Below are 18,437 nucleotides of genomic sequence, written 5' to 3'. Positions count from 1 at the left end.
TTATGGAATACGGATTCACGGCAGCCGCCCCTGCGGTGGCCGCAAGGCTGGACACGATCATCCCCGAATGTTCAGGGAACTAGGGCAACACCGAGACGCGTGCGAGAAGCGTGACCAATTCTGCCTGACGCCTGGTTTCAGTTTTGGCGAACAGTGATGCGAGCTGGGTTCGGATGGTCGTCCGGCTGAGCGCACAGCTTTCAGCGATTTCCAACGGGGTGTAGCCCTTTGCCAACCGCACCGCGAGATGTGTCTCGGCTCCGGTCAAACCGAACATTCGCTGCAGGGTTTGAGGGTTGGGCGCCGATTTCGTCTCGCGGTCCAACAGGGCGACGACGATCGTGTTGTCGGCTGCGAAGAGGCCGCGCTCGTTGATGACAACGGGACGATCTCCGCTGCTGCGGACCACAATCCATGCAAACGATCCGGGATTGAGGTGGCACGGCACGTTCGCGATCAGGCTTCTGAGCGCTCCCGAAAGGCCGTCCGCGTTGTTCACCTGACTGCCGTACCCGCTGAGAATGACGCGCGCGGTGGCGTTCCACTTCAGGACTTTCTTGGTTTCGCTCAGCACGAGACATCCGTAGCCAAGGCGATCAAGCATACCCGGGAAAGAATGCAGCGGCGGCTGGTCACCCTCGGCGGCGGCAGCAGGCCTTTCAACTTGCCGGTCCGGGCTTTGGGCATGGCGCAAGGGAGACGGCCTGCTGCCAGGCCCCATGGCTGCCATCGCACGTTGCGCTTGGAAAACAGTACTTCTCGGCCGTTCGACCAGGTTCATTGTCGTCACCACTTTCCGGTTTGCTGCCAGATAGGCGCCAGCGCATGGGCTAAGTGTTGGAACTTTCTTCTGATGATTCTGATAGACTGACATTTTGGCGCGCGAAAGCGAGCAGCAGCACTAGGTCCGATAACCAAAGGCTCTAAGCCGCATTGGCTAAGCCAAAAGTTGTAGGTAATCAGAATGAGATTGCGGATAGGCGGTCCCGTACTGTCGGACAGGCTACGACAACATCTGGTTTCGTCGGCCGTCCTGCTGGCTACCCTTTCGCTCGAGATGAAGTCGTTGCTGACAGGTGGCGGCAGTGCGGCCTTTCTGGAATGTGTCCCGGCGATTGTCATCATCGCCTTCCTGGAGGACCGCTGGCCTGCGATGGCTGCCACGTTTGCCATGGTGGCTGTCGGCTTGGCAGTTCGCCTTGGGGCGAACGGTCAGTTGGTCGGGGATGATCTTTCCGGGGCCATTCTCCTCGCCCTGTCCGGCGGGATGATCGCCTTTCTTTTCCACCGTTCAAGGCAGGAGTTGAGGGGCGCGCTCGATGTCGCCGAGAACAGGCTTGCTGCCATCGAGACGACCGAAGCGCGATATCGCAGGGCTTTCGAGCGGGCCGCCTTGGGGTTTGCGACCGCAAATGACCGTGGTGAGCTGCTGCAGGTCAACATGTGTATGTGCAGTATGTCCGGCTACGCACAGGAAGAGCTCGTCGGCCAGCATATCGAAACACTCGTTCATCCTGACGAACGCGATCTGTTCGCCAGGCTTGGACGTGGTCTAAGCGCCGAGGCGCCGTCGTTTGGCTTGGAAATGCGTTTGAGAAAGAAGGATGGCACTGTTTTCTGGGCTCGCGTGACCCTCTCCTGGTCCGGTCCGGAGAAACAACTGCCGATGGGCATATTTGTCGTCTTCGAGGATATCACTGAACGCAGGGCTGCAAGCGAAGCCCTCTTGGGCCAAAAGGAATGGCTGGACCTTGCGCTGCTCGCCGGAAGGCTTGGCACATGGCGCGTGGACTACAAGGAGAGAATTGTCTCCGGTTCAGATCAATTTTGGGAAATTCTTGGTTTGCCGCCAGCCGCTTCCCGTCCCCTGGACGAGCTGTCGGCGATCGTTCATACGGCGGACTGGCCAAAACTCGGGGTCCCTTCAGAATCGATCGCGGCAACCGCCAACTACGACGCCGAGGTTCGGGTTCGGCGGTCGGACGGACAGTTCCGCTGGATTGCCTTGCGCGGCCGTGAGGATATCCGCGATCGCTATCATCAGCGGTTCGGGATCGCGGCTGACCTTACCGAGCGGCGGCAGACGACACTGTTGCGGGTCGCGGTGAGAAGACAGGAGCGGCTTATACTTGAACAGCGGCACCGGCTCAGTAACTTGTTTGCCGTGATCACGGCTGTCGTGAAAATGATCCCTGCTTCAGACCAGGATATTTCCAAGTACAGAGGAGACCTTTTAGAGCGAATTCGGGCGCTCGAATCCACGCACCTGCTGTTGATCAACAATGCAGAGTTATCATCTTCGATCCGCGATATTGTCGCACATGCGCTTCGCCCCTACGCCGAGGCACACAGAGCAACGATCACAGGGCCCCACGTCAGAATCGTCGGGGGCGCCGCGGAAAGTTTCGCGATGATCGTCCACGAACTCACGACAAATTCGGTCAAGCACGGGGTGCTCGGGAACTCCCGAGGCCAGGTGGAGGTAAGGTGGGGCGTTGCACCCGAGAGCTCGGACGGCGACATCGTGTTCGACTGGATCGAACGAGGCGGCCGAGATGCCAAGCCTGTTCTGCGGAAAGGTTTTGGGTCGATCGTCCTTGGCGCTGATGGAACGCCCTTGGTCGGTCATTCTTCCAAACTGGAAATGTCGGCTGGCGGATTGCGATACCAGCTACGCCTATCCCAGAGCGAGATTCAGCCTTAACTCAGATCGTTCCAAGCCAAGTCCTCATCAAAACGGCGACCTCGGTGCGGTTTCGGACTCCCAGTTCGCGCAAGATAGCGGCGGCATGGATCTTCGTTGTGGCCTCGGCGATGTCGAGATCGCGGGCGATCTCCTTGTTCGAGTAACCTTCGGCCATAAGCTTGAGCACCTCCTTTTGCCTTGACGTGAGCCTTCCCAGTGAACCTGGGTTGGCCAAGGCCTGGTGTGAAGCCTCCACGGGAGGTCGGTGCGTCTGAGGCGCGGCTGCGCCAGAGCTTCGCGACAGGAGGGCTGGTACATAGATGCGACCTGACAAGATTTCTTTGACGGCCAGCACCACCTCCTCATCCGGCTGCGATTTTACGATGTAGCCGTGGAGGCCAACCGAAAGGGCCAACAAAATTTCCGATCGTGAATCGTTTCCTGACACAATCGCAAACCTGCTTTTGGGATAGGCGGCGAGAACATCGCCGAGCACTTCCTGGCTGAGCAGCCCGGGCATGTTCAGGTCCAGGATCGCAAGATCAATTGTTTCATGTTCGGCCAGGAGCCCAACCACGGCATCAAAACAGGTCGCCTCGATTATTTCGGCGCCAGGGATTCCGGCCGTCAGCGCCATACGCAAGCCACGTCGATAAAGGCCATGATCATCGGCTATGACGATCTTGTACATAAACATCCCCACGCACTAACAACCCGCACTACCTGGCCAGTCTTGCAGGAGCGCCAGTATGTCCAGAAAGGTGGACTCTGACGTCCTACAACCCCGTCCTGCTGATTACCGAAGGCTAATATAGCTCGGTCTTAGGAAAATGTTTACCTTCAATCGCAATTCAAGTGGGACCTTGGTCTGTTGTGCGTCTCGACCACTCCCGTCAGATCCGCCGGAAATGTTTCGTCCCTACGGTTCAGGGATCAGAGAAATTCGCCCGTGCCATTCAAACGCACGACGACAATATCCCGGTTGGCTCCCTAATCTCTCGCAGGTTCGGACAACTGAAACCCTGCTGGCATGAGGCGGTTCGCCTCTTGGCTCCGGATGCGGTTTCAGCCGTCAAGGCCAACTCTGGCCATGTGCGTAGGGAGGATCGAATGAAAGCGGTAATTCAATGCGGTGGCATGGGAACGCGCCTTCGGCCATTTACATCGGTTTTGCCCAAGCCGCTGATGCCAATTGGCGCGCGGCCGGTCCTCGAGTTGCTGTTGAAATGGCTGCGGCGTAGCGGAATCGAAGACGTCTACGTCACCACCGGCTATCTCGGGCACCTGATCCGGAGCGTGTGCGGCGACGGCTCGCAGTGGAATCTGAGGATCCGCTACACGCAGGAAATGGAACCGCTCGGAACGATCGGGCCGCTTTCCTTGATCAGAGACGAATTGAATGAGCCCTTTATCGTCCTGAACGGCGATGTGCTGACCGACCTGAGCATCAGCCGGTTTACCGCGGCGCACCGCCTGCACAAGGACTCCGTCACGATAGCGACTTCGCTGCGGCTTACCAAGATGGATTTCGGCGTCATCGACGAGGTTGACAACACCGTCCAGGTCTTCCGCGAGAAGCCTGCACTGTCGCACTTGGTAAGCATGGGCATCTACTGCATGAACCCGGACGTCCTCGACTTCATCCCATCCGGTATACCGTTTGGGTTCGATGACCTCATGCTGCAGATGCTTCAGGCTGGACGCGTCGTGCATGTCTACAAACACGAAGGTCTTTGGCTCGACATCGGACGCGTCGAGGACTTCCAGAACGCGCAGACAGTTTCTTGGGAAGAGCGGTCGGCGTCCATCGAAGTCGCCGCCGCGGCAGCGTAACGGCCAGGCGCGAGGATCATCGAGGAGGTGACGATGCTCTTGGTAAGTTCCCCGGTCCTGGGAGTGCCAGAAAAAGCGGCTTTGGCGAAAGTGATCGACAGCTGTTGGCTGACGATGGGTGAACGGGTCCGGGCCTTCGAAGAGGCGTTTGCCTTGATGCACGAGGCAGAGGACTGCGTAGCGGTTAGTTCCTGCACCGCGGCCCTTCATCTTATCCTTCACGGATTGGGGATCGGTCCGGGGGACGAGGTCCTGGTTCCTTCGCTGACCTTCGTGGCTACCGCGAACGCAGTGCTCTATGTCGGCGCCACTCCTGTCTTTGTCGACATAGAGTCGGCAGACGTCCCTCTGATGTCGCTCAAAGAAGCAGAAGCACGTTGCAGCTCTCGCACCAGGGCCGTGATCCTGGTCCATTTCGCCGGCTATCTCGCCGACAAGGAGGCCTGGCAAGCATTCGCCAGCGCACGCGGGCTCTCGATCATCGAGGATGCGGCACATGCTCCCGGCCTAAAAGCGGTTGGCACCTTTGGAGCGGGCGCCGCCTTCAGCTTCTATGGCAACAAGAACATGACGACGGCGGAGGGTGGGGCCGTAATTGCCCGGGATCCCCAACTGCTGGACAGGATTCGCCAGGCTCGCGCGCACGGCATGACCACCGGAACACGCCAGCGACTAAACAGCCGCACCGCCCATTACGATGTGACCATGCTCGGCTTCAACTACCGAATGGACGAAATGCGGGCCGCGATCGGTTTGGTTCAGCTCCAGAACCTGCAGGAGTGGAACGAGATACGGCGCATTCTTGTCGTGTTGTACCGGCGCCTCATCGCGTTGCGTTGTCCGGCAATCACAATACCGTTCGAAGAACCGCGAGCCTCGGCTTACCACATCATGCCGATCCTCTTGCCGCGCTACGTCAACAGGCAGCATGTCGTCGATGAACTGCGGGCGCAGGACATACAAACCACGGTCCATTACCCGCCCGTTCATCAGATGACCCTCTACCGTGAGCTTTACCCGGGTACCCATCTGCCGCGCACCGAGGATTTCGCGGAACGAGAGTTGACCATTCCGCTGCATCCTCAGATTACCGCGCCCGCGGTTGAAGCCGTGGTGGACGTGCTGGCGACCGCGCTCAACAGCGGCATCCACGCGGGAACCGCCGCATGAACGCGTTTGATCTATCCATCCACCCGCCCGTCGTGTCAGGCGTGAGCCATGGTTTTGGCAGACGCGCGATGGATGTAGTGGCCGCATCCTTGGCCGCGATGGTTTTCGCGCCGCTGATGTTGCTGATTGCATTTGGGCTATTTCTCGAGGGCGGACGCCCCGTGCTTTTCCGGCAGCCTCGCCTCGGTGCAGGGGGCCGCATGTTTCATATCTATAAATTCCGCAAATTCGAGGTTCTGTGTGATCCTCAGGGCCCTGCGTTGACCAGCATAGGCGACCGTCGGCTGACGAAGATCGGGCGCATTTTGGCCAGCACCAAACTGGATGAGTTGCCGCAACTCTGGAATGTGCTCAGAGGCGACATGGCCATCGTCGGGCCACGACCGGAAAGCCTCGCCTTTGCTGACTGCTTCCATGGCGGCTTCGAGGCGGTCCTAAGATATAAACCCGGCTTGGTCGGCCCGACGCAAGTTCTTTTCCGTCACGAAGCCTCTCTCTACCCTGCCTCAGGAGACCTGTCGTCCTTCTACAGGGAAGCGCTGTTTCCGATCAAAGCCAAGTTCGATCTTTCCTATTATCCCCGACGAACCATCGCTTCGGATGTTGTGTGGATGATCCTCGGCTTTCTGGCGGTAATCGGCTGGATGCCTGTCGGGCTGCTCAGGCGTTGAAGGCTGTTTCTGTTTGCGCGCTCGGCAACCGGAGCGCTTCAGGTGAAAGAAGGAACACCTGGTTATGAGTTACAATGGCAAGAGAGTTCTGGTCACTGGCGCGGATGGATTCATAGGATCGCATCTGACCGAGGCACTCGTCCGCAACGGTGCCGAGGTGACCGCATTGGCCCTCTATAATTCGTTCGACAGCCATGGGTGGCTGGATGATCTGCCAGACGACATCCGGGGTCATTTGAAACTCGTTCGAGGCGATGTACGCGACGGTGCATTCCTGAACCGCATCTTGCGCGGCCAAGCCGTCGTGTTTCATCTCGCTGCGCTTATCGCGATCCCGTACTCATACGCGGCCGCCCAGTCCTATGTGGAAACCAATATCATGGGGACGCTGAATGTCCTTGAAGCGGCCCGCCAGTGGGAGACGGAACGGATCATTCACACTTCGACCAGTGAGGTTTACGGCACGGCGCTCAGCATGCCGATCAGCGAGTCCCATCCTCTTCAGGGGCAATCGCCATATTCGGCGTCCAAGATCGGCGCCGACATGATGGCGCAGTCCTATGCCAAATCCTTCGACCTGCCCGTCGTGATCCTCCGGCCGTTCAATACATTCGGGCCGCGGCAAAGCGAACGAGCCATAATACCGACAATCATCCGGCAGGCGCTCGATCCAAAATGTGTTTCGATCATGGTGGGAGATACCAGCCCGGTCCGCGACCTGACCTTCGTCGAGGACACAGCGGCTGCCTTCCTGAGGGCGGGTTCAGCCACACTCGAATTCGGCCATGCCTACAATGCTGGAAGCCAGCGTGCCGTGACCATATCGGACGTGCTCGATCTCGTGCTCGAGCTGAGCGACTGTAAGAAGCCCGTCCACCGCGACGAGAGTCGATTGCGGCCGCAAAACTCCGAGGTTCGCGCTCTGCTGGCCGATTCATCACGGCTCGAACGTGAAACCGGATGGACTGCGCAAACGAGTTTGCGCCACGGCTTGGCCAGAACCATCGATTGGTGGCGGGCGCGCCTCGGCGAAGGTCGGGTACGCCGCGAAATGAGCTACATGACATGAGGTTTTACCCGTTTCCATTGGCGCTGCTCCTGATCGCTTTTGCTGTCCTGCTGCGGGCGGCCGACAGCCAAGGAAACAGCATGTCCACGACGTTCGTCGCCCCAATGCCGATGGATCTCCCAGATTATCTGCGTCCCGCGACAGACCCGGCATTCGGCACGAATTTCATGCGCATCACCAAACCAGGCGCACTTGGGGGAGGTGTCGTGTGTGGGACGAAATATTGCAGCCATCGCTATTCGAGCGCTCAAGCCTGGAATGCGGACCAGAGCCTGCTCGTGCTGGCCAATGGCTGCAACGGGCTGTGCTTCCTCGACGGCAAGACATATGCTCCGCTATTCCACCGCGACAAAGGCGGTGAATGCGAATGGCATCCTCGAGACGCAGACGTGATGATCTGCGTGGAGGATCGAAAGATCTCGATATGGGCGCCAAGGACAGACCACGAAGACGTTGTCTTCGTCACGGCTCAATACCACGATCTGCAATTCGGGCCGTCGAAGGGCAATCCAAGCCGTGACGGCAAACGTATAGCCGTCCGCGCTGTCCGCGCCGATGGAAAAGCGGTGGTGTTCGCCTTCGATCTCGCGGATCGATTCAAATTCCCGGACATCGATCTCGCTCAGGTTCCTGGAACCACCAGCTCCTGCACTATCTCCCCGCTCGGCACGAACATCCTTTGCTTTCAAAACCTAGCAGATGGCACGGAGCAGAGGGCCATTCTTAGTGTCGATGGCACCTTGCGACAGAGGTGGACGGACCATCACCGCCCCGGCCACGGAGACCTTACGCTCGATGACGACGGCAGCGAGGTCTATGTTGGCATCAGCAAATCCGGCCCCGACAAGTATCACGTAATCAAGCGAAGACTGTCCGATGGGAAGGTGACCTCCCTGACCGGATACGGCGAAGCAGAGCATGCATCGTCGCGTGCTCTGAAGCGGCCCGGCTGGGTCTTCCTGACCTATGGCGGCAACCCTGAGGAGATATCGGCCAACCCAGGCTGGGCACCATTTGCACGGGAAGTCATCGCCTTGCGCATCGACGGCAGCGGCGAAGTTCGGCGCATCGTGCAGACACGCAACGCACCCTCCGACTACTGGAGCGAAACGCACGCGTCACCTTCGCCGGACGGCACACAGGTGATCTGGTCCAGCAATTGGGGTGTGGCTGGTGGACCGGTTTACGACTTCGTCACCCGCGTCGACTGGCCCGAAAACCAGAATAAGAAGGAGATAGTCGCGAATGGTCAACCTTAGCCGATTCTTCCTTGCGACACTTGCGATGCTTTGCGCCCTGCCGATGGCTGCGGCAGCCGATGCGACGATCTATCGAATTTCGCCCGGAGACACCATCGAGATCGCAATCACCTCGCTTCCCGAGCGGACGCAACGTGCGGTGGTGCAGATGGACGGCACCATCGTTCTCGCCGAGGCGGGCACGGTGCCTGTCGCCGGCCTGACCCCGTCCGAACTTCAGACGCGCTTGCAGGCGATCCTGCCGACCAAGATCTACCACATACGCATGCCGGACGGCCGTGAGCAGGTGGCGGTCGTCAGACCCGGCGACGTGACGGCGATCGTCGCTGAATACCGTCCAATCTACGTGACTGGCGAAGTGCTCGCTCCTGGGCAGCAAGCCTTTCGTCCGCTCATGACGGTTCGGCAGGCGATAGCCGTCGCCGGCGGCTTCAGCCTCTTGCGCGCACGGGCGAACCAGGCTGGGCCGGACCCAACAGACTTGCAGCGCGATTATGAGACGATCTGGGGAGAATACATCAAGGACTATTTCCACAGTGCGCGCATACGTGCCGAACTTCAAAAACAGCCCGATTTCGACATGAAGGCCCCCCAGGGCTTTCCGCTCTCTTCTTCCCTTGCAACCGAAATTGCGCAGGCGGAGGCAGAAGGGCTGAAGCTCTCGCTGGACAATTTCGAGCAGGAGCAGAGCTTTCTGGAGAAGGGCGCCAAGGATGCAGCGACCCAGGTCCAGGCGTTGCTCCAGCGCGAGCAGGACGAAGCCGATGGAGTCAAGGCCGATGAAGAGGATTTGGCGCAGGTGACCAAGCTCTTCAAGGCTGGCAACCTGACCAACAACCGGCTCGCCGATGTCCGGCGCGCGGTGCTTCTGTCCTCGAGCCGTGCGCTTGAAACATCGGTCGAACTCATGAGGGCTCGGCGCCAGCAGGATGATCTTGCAAGGCAGATCGAGCGCAATGACAACCAGAGGCGTGCCGGTTTGTTGAACGAGTTGCGGGATACACACGCGCGCCTGGCCGACATCACTGCAAGGCTGCACGCGGTCAGCCAGAAATTGCAGCCGCAGGGAGCATCCGCGTTGCCGCAGCCGATCGGCGGCGAAACCGTGCGGGCCCAGGTGACGATCATCCGCTCCGTCGATGCGCGATGGCGCAAGCAGCCGGCCGACCTGGATACCGCGGTGGCGCCGGGTGATACGATCGAGGTCAGGTTCAGCAGCGCGCTCGAAAGCGCGGCGGTGCAATAAACAATCCCTGCCGGCGCCGCCGGCAGCGGCAATATCTTCGATGTCGTTGCGAGAACGGTCGTGAGCGAAGAGATCAGCGTCGCCGGCGCTTACAACAAAGGCAGCATTATCTTCATGGGAATGGAGATCCTGGTTGCGCCCGGTGCGCTGGTGCCGCGGCCGGAAACAGAGCTGCTCGGCTCCATTGCAGTAGATGTTCTGCGCGCAATGGACCTGCCGGCGCCGCGTGTGGTCGATATGTGCTGCGGCGCCGGCAACCTGGCCTGCGCGATCGCTAGCCATATCCCATCCGCGCGAGTTTGGGCCTGCGACCTTACCGACGGCTGTATCGACGCGGCGCGGCGAAATGTCGTTCATCATGGCCTGACCGACCGGATTTCAGTGCATCAGGGTGATTTGTTCGAAGGGGTGTCCAGACTGGAGCTCGACGGCACGCTTCATGCCATCGTCTGCAATCCGCCCTACATTTCGGAGAAGCGCCTCGAGGGTGACCGCCGCCATCTGGTTGTGCTCGAGCCGCGAGAGGCATTCGCGGCCGGTCCCTATGGGCTCAGCATTCATATGCGGGTCGTCAAGGACGCGCTGCGCTACCTCCGACCAGGCGGCGTCCTACTGTTCGAGGTGGGGCTTGGTCAGGACCGCCAAGTCATAAGTCTTCTGGAGCGCAGCAAGGGCTACGCGCAGATACGCACTTTCGCCAACCATGCCGGTGAAGTGCGGGTGGTCCTGGCAGAGGCCAGGCGGCAGGCATGATTGCATTCGGCCGTTACCGGGCCGACCGTCCAGATCATTTCTTCTTGCGCCAGATCATTTCTTCTTGCGAACGATGAACCGCGCGATTCCTTGAATTGAATCGAGGTTTTCCGGCAGGAGTTCACTGTCTTCCACCGTGATGCCGAAAGTCTCTTCGATGAACCCGATCACCTCGAGCACTCCGGTCGAGTCGACGATCCCCTGATCGAGCAATGATGCGGTGAGGGATAGCGCCTTGACGTCCGCGATGTAGAAATTCGAGGCCAGGAAGCTGCGGATCTGGTTGATATGGATGTCGTCGCTTTCCGCGGCCGATATCATGGAATCCATCTAATCCATCCTCCATTGCAAAGGCGACTTGCGATCGCGCATCTGAAACAATCTACGACAGGGCCGCTTTCTTGAGTTTTCCGGTATCGGTCATCGGCAGGCTGGGCACGATTACGATGGTCTTTGGCACCATGAAATTCTCCAGCCGTTTCCGGCACTCCATCAGGAGCTGCCTTTCGCCGACAATTCTTCCCTGCTCGATGACCACGAATGCCTTGACCGCTTGTCCGAGGAGGTNGGAGTTCAGACGTGTGCTCTTCCGATCTTCTTTCACGCCAGGGACGTCCATCAGCACGCTTTCCACCTCTTTGGGAGCGACCTTTTCGCCTCGTGATTTTATGATCTCGTCACCACGGCCGACGAAGTACAAATAGCCTTCCGCATCCATCCGGCAGTAGTCGCCCGTGTAGAGGACCTGCTCGCCCGGCAGCGGCCCCGGCTTCAGCTTCCTTGCAGTTGCCTCGGGCTTGCCCCAATAGCCTTTCATCACCGTTGCGCCGCGAACTACCAGTTGGCCAACGACGCCCGGGCCGACCCGCCTGCCACCCTCGTCGACGATCCACACTTCTGTATTGGGAATGGCAATGCCTACGCTCAGGGGCTTTCGCCCGAGATCGTCGGGCGGCAGATAGCTGCAGCGTTTGCATTCGGTGAGACCGTACATGGAATAGATGCGTGCACCCGAAAACAGCTCCCTGAGCATGGCAATCTGCTTGAGCGGCAGGGCGGCCGCCGTATTGGTGACATACCGAATGCTCGAGAAATCGGTGCTCTTCAGCGATCTGAGCTCCGCAAGCGCCGCGAAGATTGTGGGCACGCCGGGAAAACCTGTGATCTGCTCGTCCTTGATGACCTGAAGGATCTGCGCCGGAAAAGCGAAGGAGCGTTCGAGGACGAGCCGTGCGCCGGTGCGAAAGGCCATGATCATCTGATAGAGCCCGTAGTCGAAGGCGAGGGGCAGGACATTCAGGATCACCTCATCTTCACGCAGCTCCAGATAAGAGGCAATCGATGTGCACGCGGCAGTCATGTTGCCGTGCGTCAACATGACCCCCTTGGGTTCGCCGGTGGATCCGGAGGTGTAGACGATGGCGGCGAGATCGATGTCGATCGATTTGCGCGGCGGCGCAACAGAAGGTCTTTCGACGATCGTGTCCCAGCGCACGGCGTGCGGCAATCGGTTGAACTCGGCCTCGTCGATCGGCCCAGAAACGATCACCGCGCGCAGTGAGTGACAGTCGCGCGACGGTTGGCAGAATATCGAGTGCAGATGGCTGTCCGTGATCAGCGCCGTTGGCAGGCAATCGTTGAGCAGGTAATCAAGCTTCTCGCTTTTCGTAAGCGGGTTGACGATGCAGACCACGGCGCTCGCCTTGAGCACCGCCCAGAAGCTGACGACGGTTTCGACCGTGTTGTCGGCGAAGATCATGACGCGGTCACCACGCTCGACGCCCGCCGCAGCCAGGAAATGCGCGATCCTGTCGGAGCGCTCATCGATCTCCGCGTAGGTGACGCGTTGCTTGCCGGCCACCAACGCGATCTTGCCGCCAAGCCGGCCGGCGGAATGGATGAGGTAGTCCTGCAGAAGTGGTATGGCGCCGTGGATCATGCCAGGACCCTTTCCCGCCGCTCGTGATCGACGTCGATCCTGAGCTTGGCTTTGTCCGCTCCGCCCGGGCGGCTTGCGATGAACTGCTGATGCAGAATCTGGGTCGACAGCACGCCGACCAGTGCCATGTTGTCGGAGTTGGAGAGATCGCCGTCGCCGGCCCTGGACCGGCACTTGCCGAGCAGGATAGCCACCGATTTAGGATCGAAGACATTTGCCGCGCGCAATGCCGTGTCCGACAGTGCCTCGCGAATGTAATCTGGTGCATCATGGCCAACGAAGCTAAGCGCGTTTGGCGCCCTGTAGGGCTGCTTCGTTCGGGCTACGACCTGCGGTGGTACGATCGGCTGTGCCGCTCGCTTGAGCACGTGCTTTTCATCGAGGACACGCAGCTTGTATGCGTCAGGAAGCGAATTCGCGAGCGCCACGACATCGTCGTCGAGATAGGGGAAGCGCCCCTCGACCGAGTGTGCCATCAGCATCCTGTCGCCCTGCGAGGAGAGCAGGTAGCCCGACATCAGCGTTCGGATTTCGAGATATTGGTCCTGGGCAAGGAAGCTCCATCGCGAAAATTCGGCGGGGAGGGGGGTGAGCAGTTCGGAGACCGCATTGCGGTGCTGCGAGGCGCCGCGCATGTCGGGGCAGAATAGGCGCTTAATGGCGCTCGTGGTGCGCCAGCGCGTGTCGTGTGCAAAGCCGGGCATGTCGCAGGCATGAAGATCGCGTCCGAAGAACTGTCGCGCCATGGCCTGTTGGTGCACCGGTGAGCGCGACAGATAGGGGTAGAGTCGCTCGAGCAGTCGCGCACGCCGGCTCGAAGCAGGTTGGCGCCCCCAGAAGCGGCGAACCTTGCCTTCGCGGAAAAGGTCGTAGCCGGCGAACATCTCGTCGGCGCCTTCCCCTGTCAGCACAACCTTGATGCCGCGCTCGCGGACCAACTTGGAAAGGAGGAAGAGCGGTGCCGGGGCCGTCCTCAGGATTGGCCGCTCGGCGTGGTAGACGACCTCGGGAAAAACCGCTGCAATGTCGCGGCGGGAAATCACCACCTCGTGGTGCTCGCTCGCAGTCGCGGCGGCGACCAGGCGCTGGAAATAGGTCTCGTCGTATTCGGCGTCGGCAAAACGCAAGGAGAATGTCTGGAAGCGCTCCCCCGCGAAACGTCTCCCAAGCGCCGCGACAAGTGAGCTGTCGAGCCCACCGGACAAATAGCAGCCCACCGGCACGTCGGCCTGCACCATCCGCAGCGCCGTCGCGGCTTCGAGCGCACCGCGGACCGCCTCGACGGCATCGTCGCACGAGCCGGTGAACCACTCAGGGTCCGAACCGGAAATCCGCGGATAATGCGGCTCCCAGAAGGCCGTCTCCCGCGCCACGCCGCCCTCATAGAGCCGGATATGTCCAGGCTGCAGTTCCTTGACGCCTTCGAAGACGCTCTGGGGCGGGATTACCGTCCAGAATGTGAACGTCTGATCGATCCCTGCCGGATCAAAGGCGCGAGGTATCGCTGTTTCCGCGGCGAAAATGGCTTTGACTTCGCTTGCAAAGAAGACGCGGCCGGCGTGCTCGCAATAATACAGCGGGCAGATCCCGTAGCGGTCACGCGACAGGATCAGGCGGCCGGCAGCAGAGTCCCATATCGCGACTGCCCATTGACCATTCATCCGCTCAAAGGCGGCCTGGCCCCAGGCCNCGGCCGGCAGCAGAGTCCCATATCGCGACTGCCCATTGACCATTCATCCGCTCAAAGGCGGCCTGGCCCCAGGCCTGGTAAGCATGGAGCACGACTTCCGTGTCGCTACGCGTACGGAAGCGGTGACCAAGCGCGATCAACTTGTCGCGCAATTCGACGTAGTTGAAGATTTCGCCGTTGAAGACGATCCATGTCAGGCCGCTGACGTCGGCGAGTGGCTGCTGGCCGTGCAGCAGGTCGACGACGGACAGGCGGGCATGCGCCAAACCCGCGCGTCGGTCGCGGTACAGCCCCCGCTCGTCGGGTCCGCGGTGCGCGAGCGCGCCTACCATACGCAACAGCGCTTCCCGCGAAGGAGGTGGGGCAGTGGCGCTCAGCGCGACAATTCCGGCGATCCCGCACATCCGTCAGTCCACCGTCATTGGCACCGAAGGCAAAGGCAGGGCGTGCAGATAGCGTGCCGCTCGACGCTTGGCTTCGATATCCTTGAAGACCTTCTGGACCTCATCTGGTGACAGCCCGGCAACATCCGCGACATCATCGGCGCAGATGCCATGGTTCACGCCGTAGAGGCATAGGTCCGTCTGATGATAGGGCAGGGCGAAATAGAACTCCTCCTGGCTCTGCGCCATGGAGAAGGTGTCGGTCGTCGGCGGCCTGCGCCGGATCTCCCCGTCCACACCGAGATATTCCGCCAGTTGATAGACCTGCGTCTTGTAGAGATGGACGATGGGCATCAGGTCAGCGATTCCGTCGCCTTGCTTGACGAAAAACCCCTGATCATATTCGAGCCGGTTAGGCGTGCCCGCCACCGCATAGCCGAGACGGTCCGCGTGATAGTACTCAGTCATCTTGCGAATGCGCTGCTTGTAATTGGTCGCGGCCACTATCTGCAGATAGGCCGCTCCTGACAGGCGCACGGTATCGATCTTCCCCTCGGGATCCTGAACGGTGAGACGGGTGATATTGAGGCCTTTGCTCTCCAGCACCGAGGTCAGCACCAGCTTGCATTTCCACCCTTCGCCGTAGTCCGGAACAACGGTGCGAATGGCCTCCATCTGCCGGCTGTAGGCACCGATGGCGTCGAGCGCCGGCGCAATGTCCTCGGCGATGGTGTCGATGCCCAGCTGACCGGCGATAACGCGCCCCAGCCTCAGCGAGTCCCCGGACGAGTCACGTTCCGGCATGAAGATCCCGAACACTTTGTCCTTGCCGAAGGCAGCCACGCACAAGGATGCGACCACCGAACTGTCGATGCCGCCTGAGAGCCCGACCACCACTCCGCGCCGGCGAAGCGTGACCAATACCTGCTCGCGCACGGATGCTACGATGCGGTCGACCTCCGCGGCCGCATCCAGTGCCAGAACATCCTTGCCGAACCGCGAAGTCACGCGAAGCTGCCTTTCATGGTCGAAGACTCGGCCGGCGAATAAGTGCGAGCGACCGCCTCCTCGATCAGCGGACGATTGACGCCGATGTGAGGCTCGACGACCAGATCAATGTGGTTGCCAGCAATCGGGATGACCTGCAGGTCCGCGAACACCCGATCCCACCCGATGGCAAGAGGCATTCCCGGTCGCGCGCAACGGAACAGCGTTCCGGTGATCGGGAGCACCGTTCTTGGCTGCTCCAACCAACGGAAGAAGGCCTGCGCACGCAAGACTTCCTGCAACTCCAGCTTGATGCGAAAGCTGGTTGCATTGAATTGTCCCCGGGAAAAGTGGTCGATGGCGTGGGCAAGACGAGCTTCCTGGCCGACCTTGACCGTGAGCTTCGCCAAAACACGGCAAGCCATTCGATAGGGTGACATGCGGTTGGACCGGACCCGACGCAAGGTGCGGGTGATTGTCTCCCAGGGCCGGCTCCGCTCGCCAGCCAGGCTGGTGTCGAGGATACCGACAAACTTCACGGACCTTCCCTCCTTCAGCAGGCGCACGGCAACTTCGAACGCGACGGCTCCGCCGAGCGAGTGGCCGAGAAGCCTTACATGCCCCGACGGCTGGATGCGGCTGATCTGTTCAAGCGCGGCGTCCACCATGGCGGCAAGATCGTTCTGGCCGCTGAGAATGGTCGCGAGGCTGGGATATCTTATCGGCCGGACCGTCGCGACTTTGCCCATGGCTGAGGCGAAGGCTGCAAGACTAGGCCCATAGCCCACGGAGCCCGGAAACAGAAAGAGAAAAGGCCGATCATGCTCCAGCACATGGCCGGGCGCATTGCCGCCTTGTGCGGACGCGACCGCGTTGACCATCGCCTCGGCGCTCATCCCGACGGTAAATGCCTCAAGATCCAGTTCCTGGCCGATTTCGTTCTCGATCTCCATGACGCAGTGGAGCAGCTTCAGCGAGTCCCCTCCCGCTTCATCCCATCGCCCGACGGCTGCCCGCGTGTTGAGGACCCTGGTCCAGGCATTCTGTACTGCTTGATGGGCTTTGAGATCGCTGCCTGAAATCGGTGGATCGGCAACTTGGGTAGGCTTCTTGGCCAGAAGATCCATTTTCCCGAGTTTCGCCACATCTATTTTTCCGCCCGCCAGGCGCGGAATATCCTCTACCCTGTGGAGCCGAAGCGGGCGCAGTGGCGGCGGTAGCGTCTTTGCAAGCAGCTGGCGAAGGTCGTCGGCGAAGGCCGGACCGGCGGAATTCCTGGGGATCGCGAAAGCGACCAGTTCGTTGGCCTCGGTCACGATCGTCACCGCATCCTCGACCGACGAGGCGGAGCGCAGGATCCTTTCGACTTCGGCCGGCTCGATGCGCCGACCGTTGATCTTTATCTGCCGCCCCTTGCGGCCGACGATCCTCAGCAGGCCCCGATTGTCCAATTGGACGAGATCGCCGGTAGCGAATATCCGTTGACGTGGATCATCGGGATCCGCCTCGGCAGGAATGACGGTGCCGTTTTCCCAGTGGCCGAGCAAGACGTAGGGGCTCTTGATGACGAGTTCCCCGCTTCCACCCCGCGGTACGCTGTCACCGTCCTCGTTGACGATCGCAAACGCTATTCCTGGCAAGAGCCGGCCGACCGGCACGGACGTTTGGTGCTTTGGTTGAACGCGAGGCAGAAACCATTGTGACCCGGTCGTCTCGGTTGACGAGTAGCCGATCTGTACGAGGCAATGAGCAGGAATCGCCTTTCGCAAAAGGGCAATGTCGGTCCAAAGCACTTTCTCGCCGCCGACGCGGACCACCCTGAGCGATCCGAACGCATCGGCGGGAGCATTGGCCATGAGGGCGCGAAGCAGCGCGGGCACGAGGTAAGTAAGCGTCGCGCCAACCTGCTGCATTCGCTCGCGAACCGCACGCAGACCGATCGCTTCCACGTCGACCATATGCAAAGTGGCGCCGCACAGGACCGAAGTCAGGATTTCTCGACATCCGGCTATGGTGGCGGGCCCTGTCAAGGGGAGGAAGACATCGTCGGAATTGATGTGACACGCATCGGCATATTGATGCACCCGCCAGAGCAGGCTGCGCTGGCTGTTGACTATGCCCTTCGGAGATCCGGTGCTGCCAGACGTGTAAAGAACCATCGCCGGTGCGTCGACGGATACGGCAGGCAATTGCGTTGACGACAGCCGCTCCGTCGACGCGGGGCTGACAGTCACATCGATCCACCGGATGTCCTCGGGTAAACCCGCATGCCGGTTTCCAACGCCAAGAATGGCGCGGAGCCGCGCGACGCCCACGATCTCGTTGACACGGGCGATTGGGTCCCGGGCGTTGAGCGGGACCGAAATCCTTCCCGCCGCCATGCTCGCCAGGACAGCAACGATGTACCAGACGGTGTTTGGTTGATAAATTCCGATCGGCTGCCCTTCGGGAACGACGGCAGCGATCCGGCGGGACAGGACTTCGACGGCAGTTGCAAGCTCGAAGTACGACAGTTGGTTCACGCCGTCATGCACGGCGGCTTTTTCGGAATATTGGGCCGCGACTTTCTTCAGCTGATCGGCAATCCCGACATCCGCAAATGTCGGACCCAACTTTTGATGAAGGCGCAGCGCCGGGCCACCTTGATCCAGGGCGGAGGCCGGGACGTCTATCCATCTGCGGGAGGGCCGAGAATCCTGATGATGGTCCTGATCCGCTGCTGGTGCATTCAAATACGCCGGGAGCATGGCT

15 protein-coding genes are annotated in these 18,437 nt (G+C 60.4%); 8 read left to right on the top strand and 7 right to left on the bottom strand.

Annotation, left to right across the window (positions count from 1 at the left end):
- Nucleotides 1-79: 79 nt before the first annotated feature.
- The gene (locus X742_RS159525) at nucleotides 80-781 is read right to left on the bottom strand and encodes a helix-turn-helix transcriptional regulator (RefSeq protein ID WP_031240601.1); all 702 of its coding nucleotides are present in this window, start codon (nucleotides 779-781) and stop codon (nucleotides 80-82) included.
- A 183-nt stretch (nucleotides 782-964) separates the two neighbouring features.
- Here X742_RS159525 and X742_RS159530 point away from each other — a divergent pair, with 183 nt between their 5' ends.
- Nucleotides 965-2,704 (top strand): PAS domain S-box protein, encoded by a 1,740-nt coding sequence (locus X742_RS159530; RefSeq protein WP_023771455.1) that lies wholly within the window; start codon nucleotides 965-967, stop codon nucleotides 2,702-2,704.
- Between the two features lies 1 nt (nucleotide 2,705).
- On the opposite strand, the gene X742_RS159535 is transcribed toward X742_RS159530, so the two are convergent.
- A complete protein-coding gene (locus X742_RS159535) occupies nucleotides 2,706-3,377 on the bottom strand; it encodes a response regulator transcription factor (protein WP_023771454.1) in 672 nt (223 codons plus the stop codon).
- A gap of 419 nt (nucleotides 3,378-3,796) precedes the next feature.
- Here X742_RS159535 and X742_RS159540 point away from each other — a divergent pair, with 419 nt between their 5' ends.
- The 7 genes from X742_RS159540 to X742_RS159570 all read left to right on the top strand — a co-directional run bounded on the left by X742_RS159540 (nucleotide 3,797) and on the right by X742_RS159570 (nucleotide 10,687).
- Entirely contained in the window at nucleotides 3,797-4,519 is a 723-nt protein-coding gene (locus tag X742_RS159540) for an NDP-sugar synthase (protein ID WP_023771453.1), read from the top strand.
- Nucleotides 4,520-4,552: 33 nt separating this feature from the next.
- A complete protein-coding gene (locus X742_RS159545) occupies nucleotides 4,553-5,689 on the top strand; it encodes a DegT/DnrJ/EryC1/StrS aminotransferase family protein (protein ID WP_023771452.1) in 1,137 nt (378 codons plus the stop codon).
- Nucleotides 5,686-6,360: a sugar transferase gene (locus X742_RS159550; protein WP_023771451.1), complete on the top strand. Its 675-nt coding sequence runs from the start codon at nucleotides 5,686-5,688 to the stop codon at nucleotides 6,358-6,360. Before X742_RS159545 ends, X742_RS159550 begins: the two co-directional genes overlap by 4 nt.
- A gap of 64 nt (nucleotides 6,361-6,424) precedes the next feature.
- Nucleotides 6,425-7,429, top strand: coding sequence for an SDR family NAD(P)-dependent oxidoreductase (locus X742_RS159555; RefSeq protein ID WP_023771450.1), 1,005 nt, complete (start codon nucleotides 6,425-6,427; stop codon nucleotides 7,427-7,429).
- A complete protein-coding gene (locus X742_RS159560; protein ID WP_023771449.1) occupies nucleotides 7,426-8,688 on the top strand; it encodes a hypothetical protein in 1,263 nt (420 codons plus the stop codon). Before X742_RS159555 ends, X742_RS159560 begins: the two co-directional genes overlap by 4 nt.
- The gene (locus X742_RS159565; RefSeq protein ID WP_023771448.1) at nucleotides 8,675-9,934 is read left to right on the top strand and encodes a polysaccharide biosynthesis/export family protein; all 1,260 of its coding nucleotides are present in this window, start codon (nucleotides 8,675-8,677) and stop codon (nucleotides 9,932-9,934) included. The genes X742_RS159560 and X742_RS159565 overlap by 14 nt, the downstream gene beginning before the upstream one ends.
- A 60-nt stretch (nucleotides 9,935-9,994) precedes the next feature.
- Nucleotides 9,995-10,687 (top strand): class I SAM-dependent methyltransferase, encoded by a 693-nt coding sequence (locus X742_RS159570; RefSeq protein ID WP_023771447.1) that lies wholly within the window; start codon nucleotides 9,995-9,997, stop codon nucleotides 10,685-10,687.
- 54 nt (nucleotides 10,688-10,741) lie between these two features.
- Here the strand turns inward: X742_RS159570 and X742_RS159575 are convergent, their stop codons facing one another.
- The 5 genes from X742_RS159575 to X742_RS159590 form a co-directional block, all read right to left on the bottom strand.
- Nucleotides 10,742-11,008, bottom strand: coding sequence for an acyl carrier protein (locus X742_RS159575; RefSeq protein ID WP_023771446.1), 267 nt, complete (start codon nucleotides 11,006-11,008; stop codon nucleotides 10,742-10,744).
- A 1,614-nt stretch (nucleotides 11,009-12,622) separates the two neighbouring features.
- Nucleotides 12,623-14,287, bottom strand: coding sequence for an asparagine synthase (glutamine-hydrolyzing) (asnB, locus tag X742_RS01000000169900; protein ID WP_280800188.1), 1,665 nt, complete (start codon nucleotides 14,285-14,287; stop codon nucleotides 12,623-12,625).
- 4 nt (nucleotides 14,288-14,291) lie between these two features.
- Complete coding sequence (locus X742_RS1000000176490) at nucleotides 14,292-14,720, bottom strand: hypothetical protein (protein WP_280800187.1); 429 nt, start codon at nucleotides 14,718-14,720, stop codon at nucleotides 14,292-14,294.
- A gap of 3 nt (nucleotides 14,721-14,723) precedes the next feature.
- On the bottom strand, nucleotides 14,724-15,707 hold the full coding sequence (nadE, locus tag X742_RS159585) for an NAD(+) synthase (RefSeq protein ID WP_023771444.1): 984 nt from the start codon (nucleotides 15,705-15,707) through the stop codon (nucleotides 14,724-14,726).
- The gene (locus tag X742_RS159590) at nucleotides 15,704-18,433 is read right to left on the bottom strand and encodes an AMP-binding protein (protein ID WP_023771443.1); all 2,730 of its coding nucleotides are present in this window, start codon (nucleotides 18,431-18,433) and stop codon (nucleotides 15,704-15,706) included. The genes nadE and X742_RS159590 overlap by 4 nt, the downstream gene beginning before the upstream one ends.
- Between the last annotated feature and the right edge of the window lie 4 nt (nucleotides 18,434-18,437).

This window comes from Mesorhizobium sp. LNHC229A00 (assembly GCF_000502415.1).
In the GTDB taxonomy this organism is placed as follows: domain Bacteria; phylum Pseudomonadota; class Alphaproteobacteria; order Rhizobiales; family Rhizobiaceae; genus Mesorhizobium.
Note: the sequence above shows the minus strand (reverse complement) of the source record. Positions and strands in the feature narration are given on the sequence as shown.

Bases quoted from the DNA above. Each gene is read 5' to 3' on its own strand.
- X742_RS159545 (WP_023771452.1), top strand. From the start codon at position 4,553: ATGCTCTTGGTAAGTTCCCCGGTCCTGGGAGTGCCAGAAAAAGCGGCT.
- X742_RS159530 (WP_023771455.1), top strand. From the start codon at position 965: ATGAGATTGCGGATAGGCGGTCCCGTACTGTCGGACAGGCTACGACAA.
- X742_RS159565 (WP_023771448.1), top strand. From the start codon at position 8,675: ATGGTCAACCTTAGCCGATTCTTCCTTGCGACACTTGCGATGCTTTGC.
- X742_RS159550 (WP_023771451.1), top strand. From the start codon at position 5,686: ATGAACGCGTTTGATCTATCCATCCACCCGCCCGTCGTGTCAGGCGTG.
- X742_RS159540 (WP_023771453.1), top strand. From the start codon at position 3,797: ATGAAAGCGGTAATTCAATGCGGTGGCATGGGAACGCGCCTTCGGCCA.
- X742_RS159525 (WP_031240601.1), bottom strand. From the start codon at position 781: ATGAACCTGGTCGAACGGCCGAGAAGTACTGTTTTCCAAGCGCAACGT.
- asnB (WP_280800188.1), bottom strand. From the start codon at position 14,287: ATGAATGGTCAATGGGCAGTCGCGATATGGGACTCTGCTGCCGGCCGC.
- X742_RS159575 (WP_023771446.1), bottom strand. From the start codon at position 11,008: ATGATATCGGCCGCGGAAAGCGACGACATCCATATCAACCAGATCCGC.
- X742_RS159555 (WP_023771450.1), top strand. From the start codon at position 6,425: ATGAGTTACAATGGCAAGAGAGTTCTGGTCACTGGCGCGGATGGATTC.
- X742_RS159590 (WP_023771443.1), bottom strand. From the start codon at position 18,433: ATGCTCCCGGCGTATTTGAATGCACCAGCAGCGGATCAGGACCATCAT.
- X742_RS159560 (WP_023771449.1), top strand. From the start codon at position 7,426: ATGAGGTTTTACCCGTTTCCATTGGCGCTGCTCCTGATCGCTTTTGCT.
- X742_RS159535 (WP_023771454.1), bottom strand. From the start codon at position 3,377: ATGTACAAGATCGTCATAGCCGATGATCATGGCCTTTATCGACGTGGC.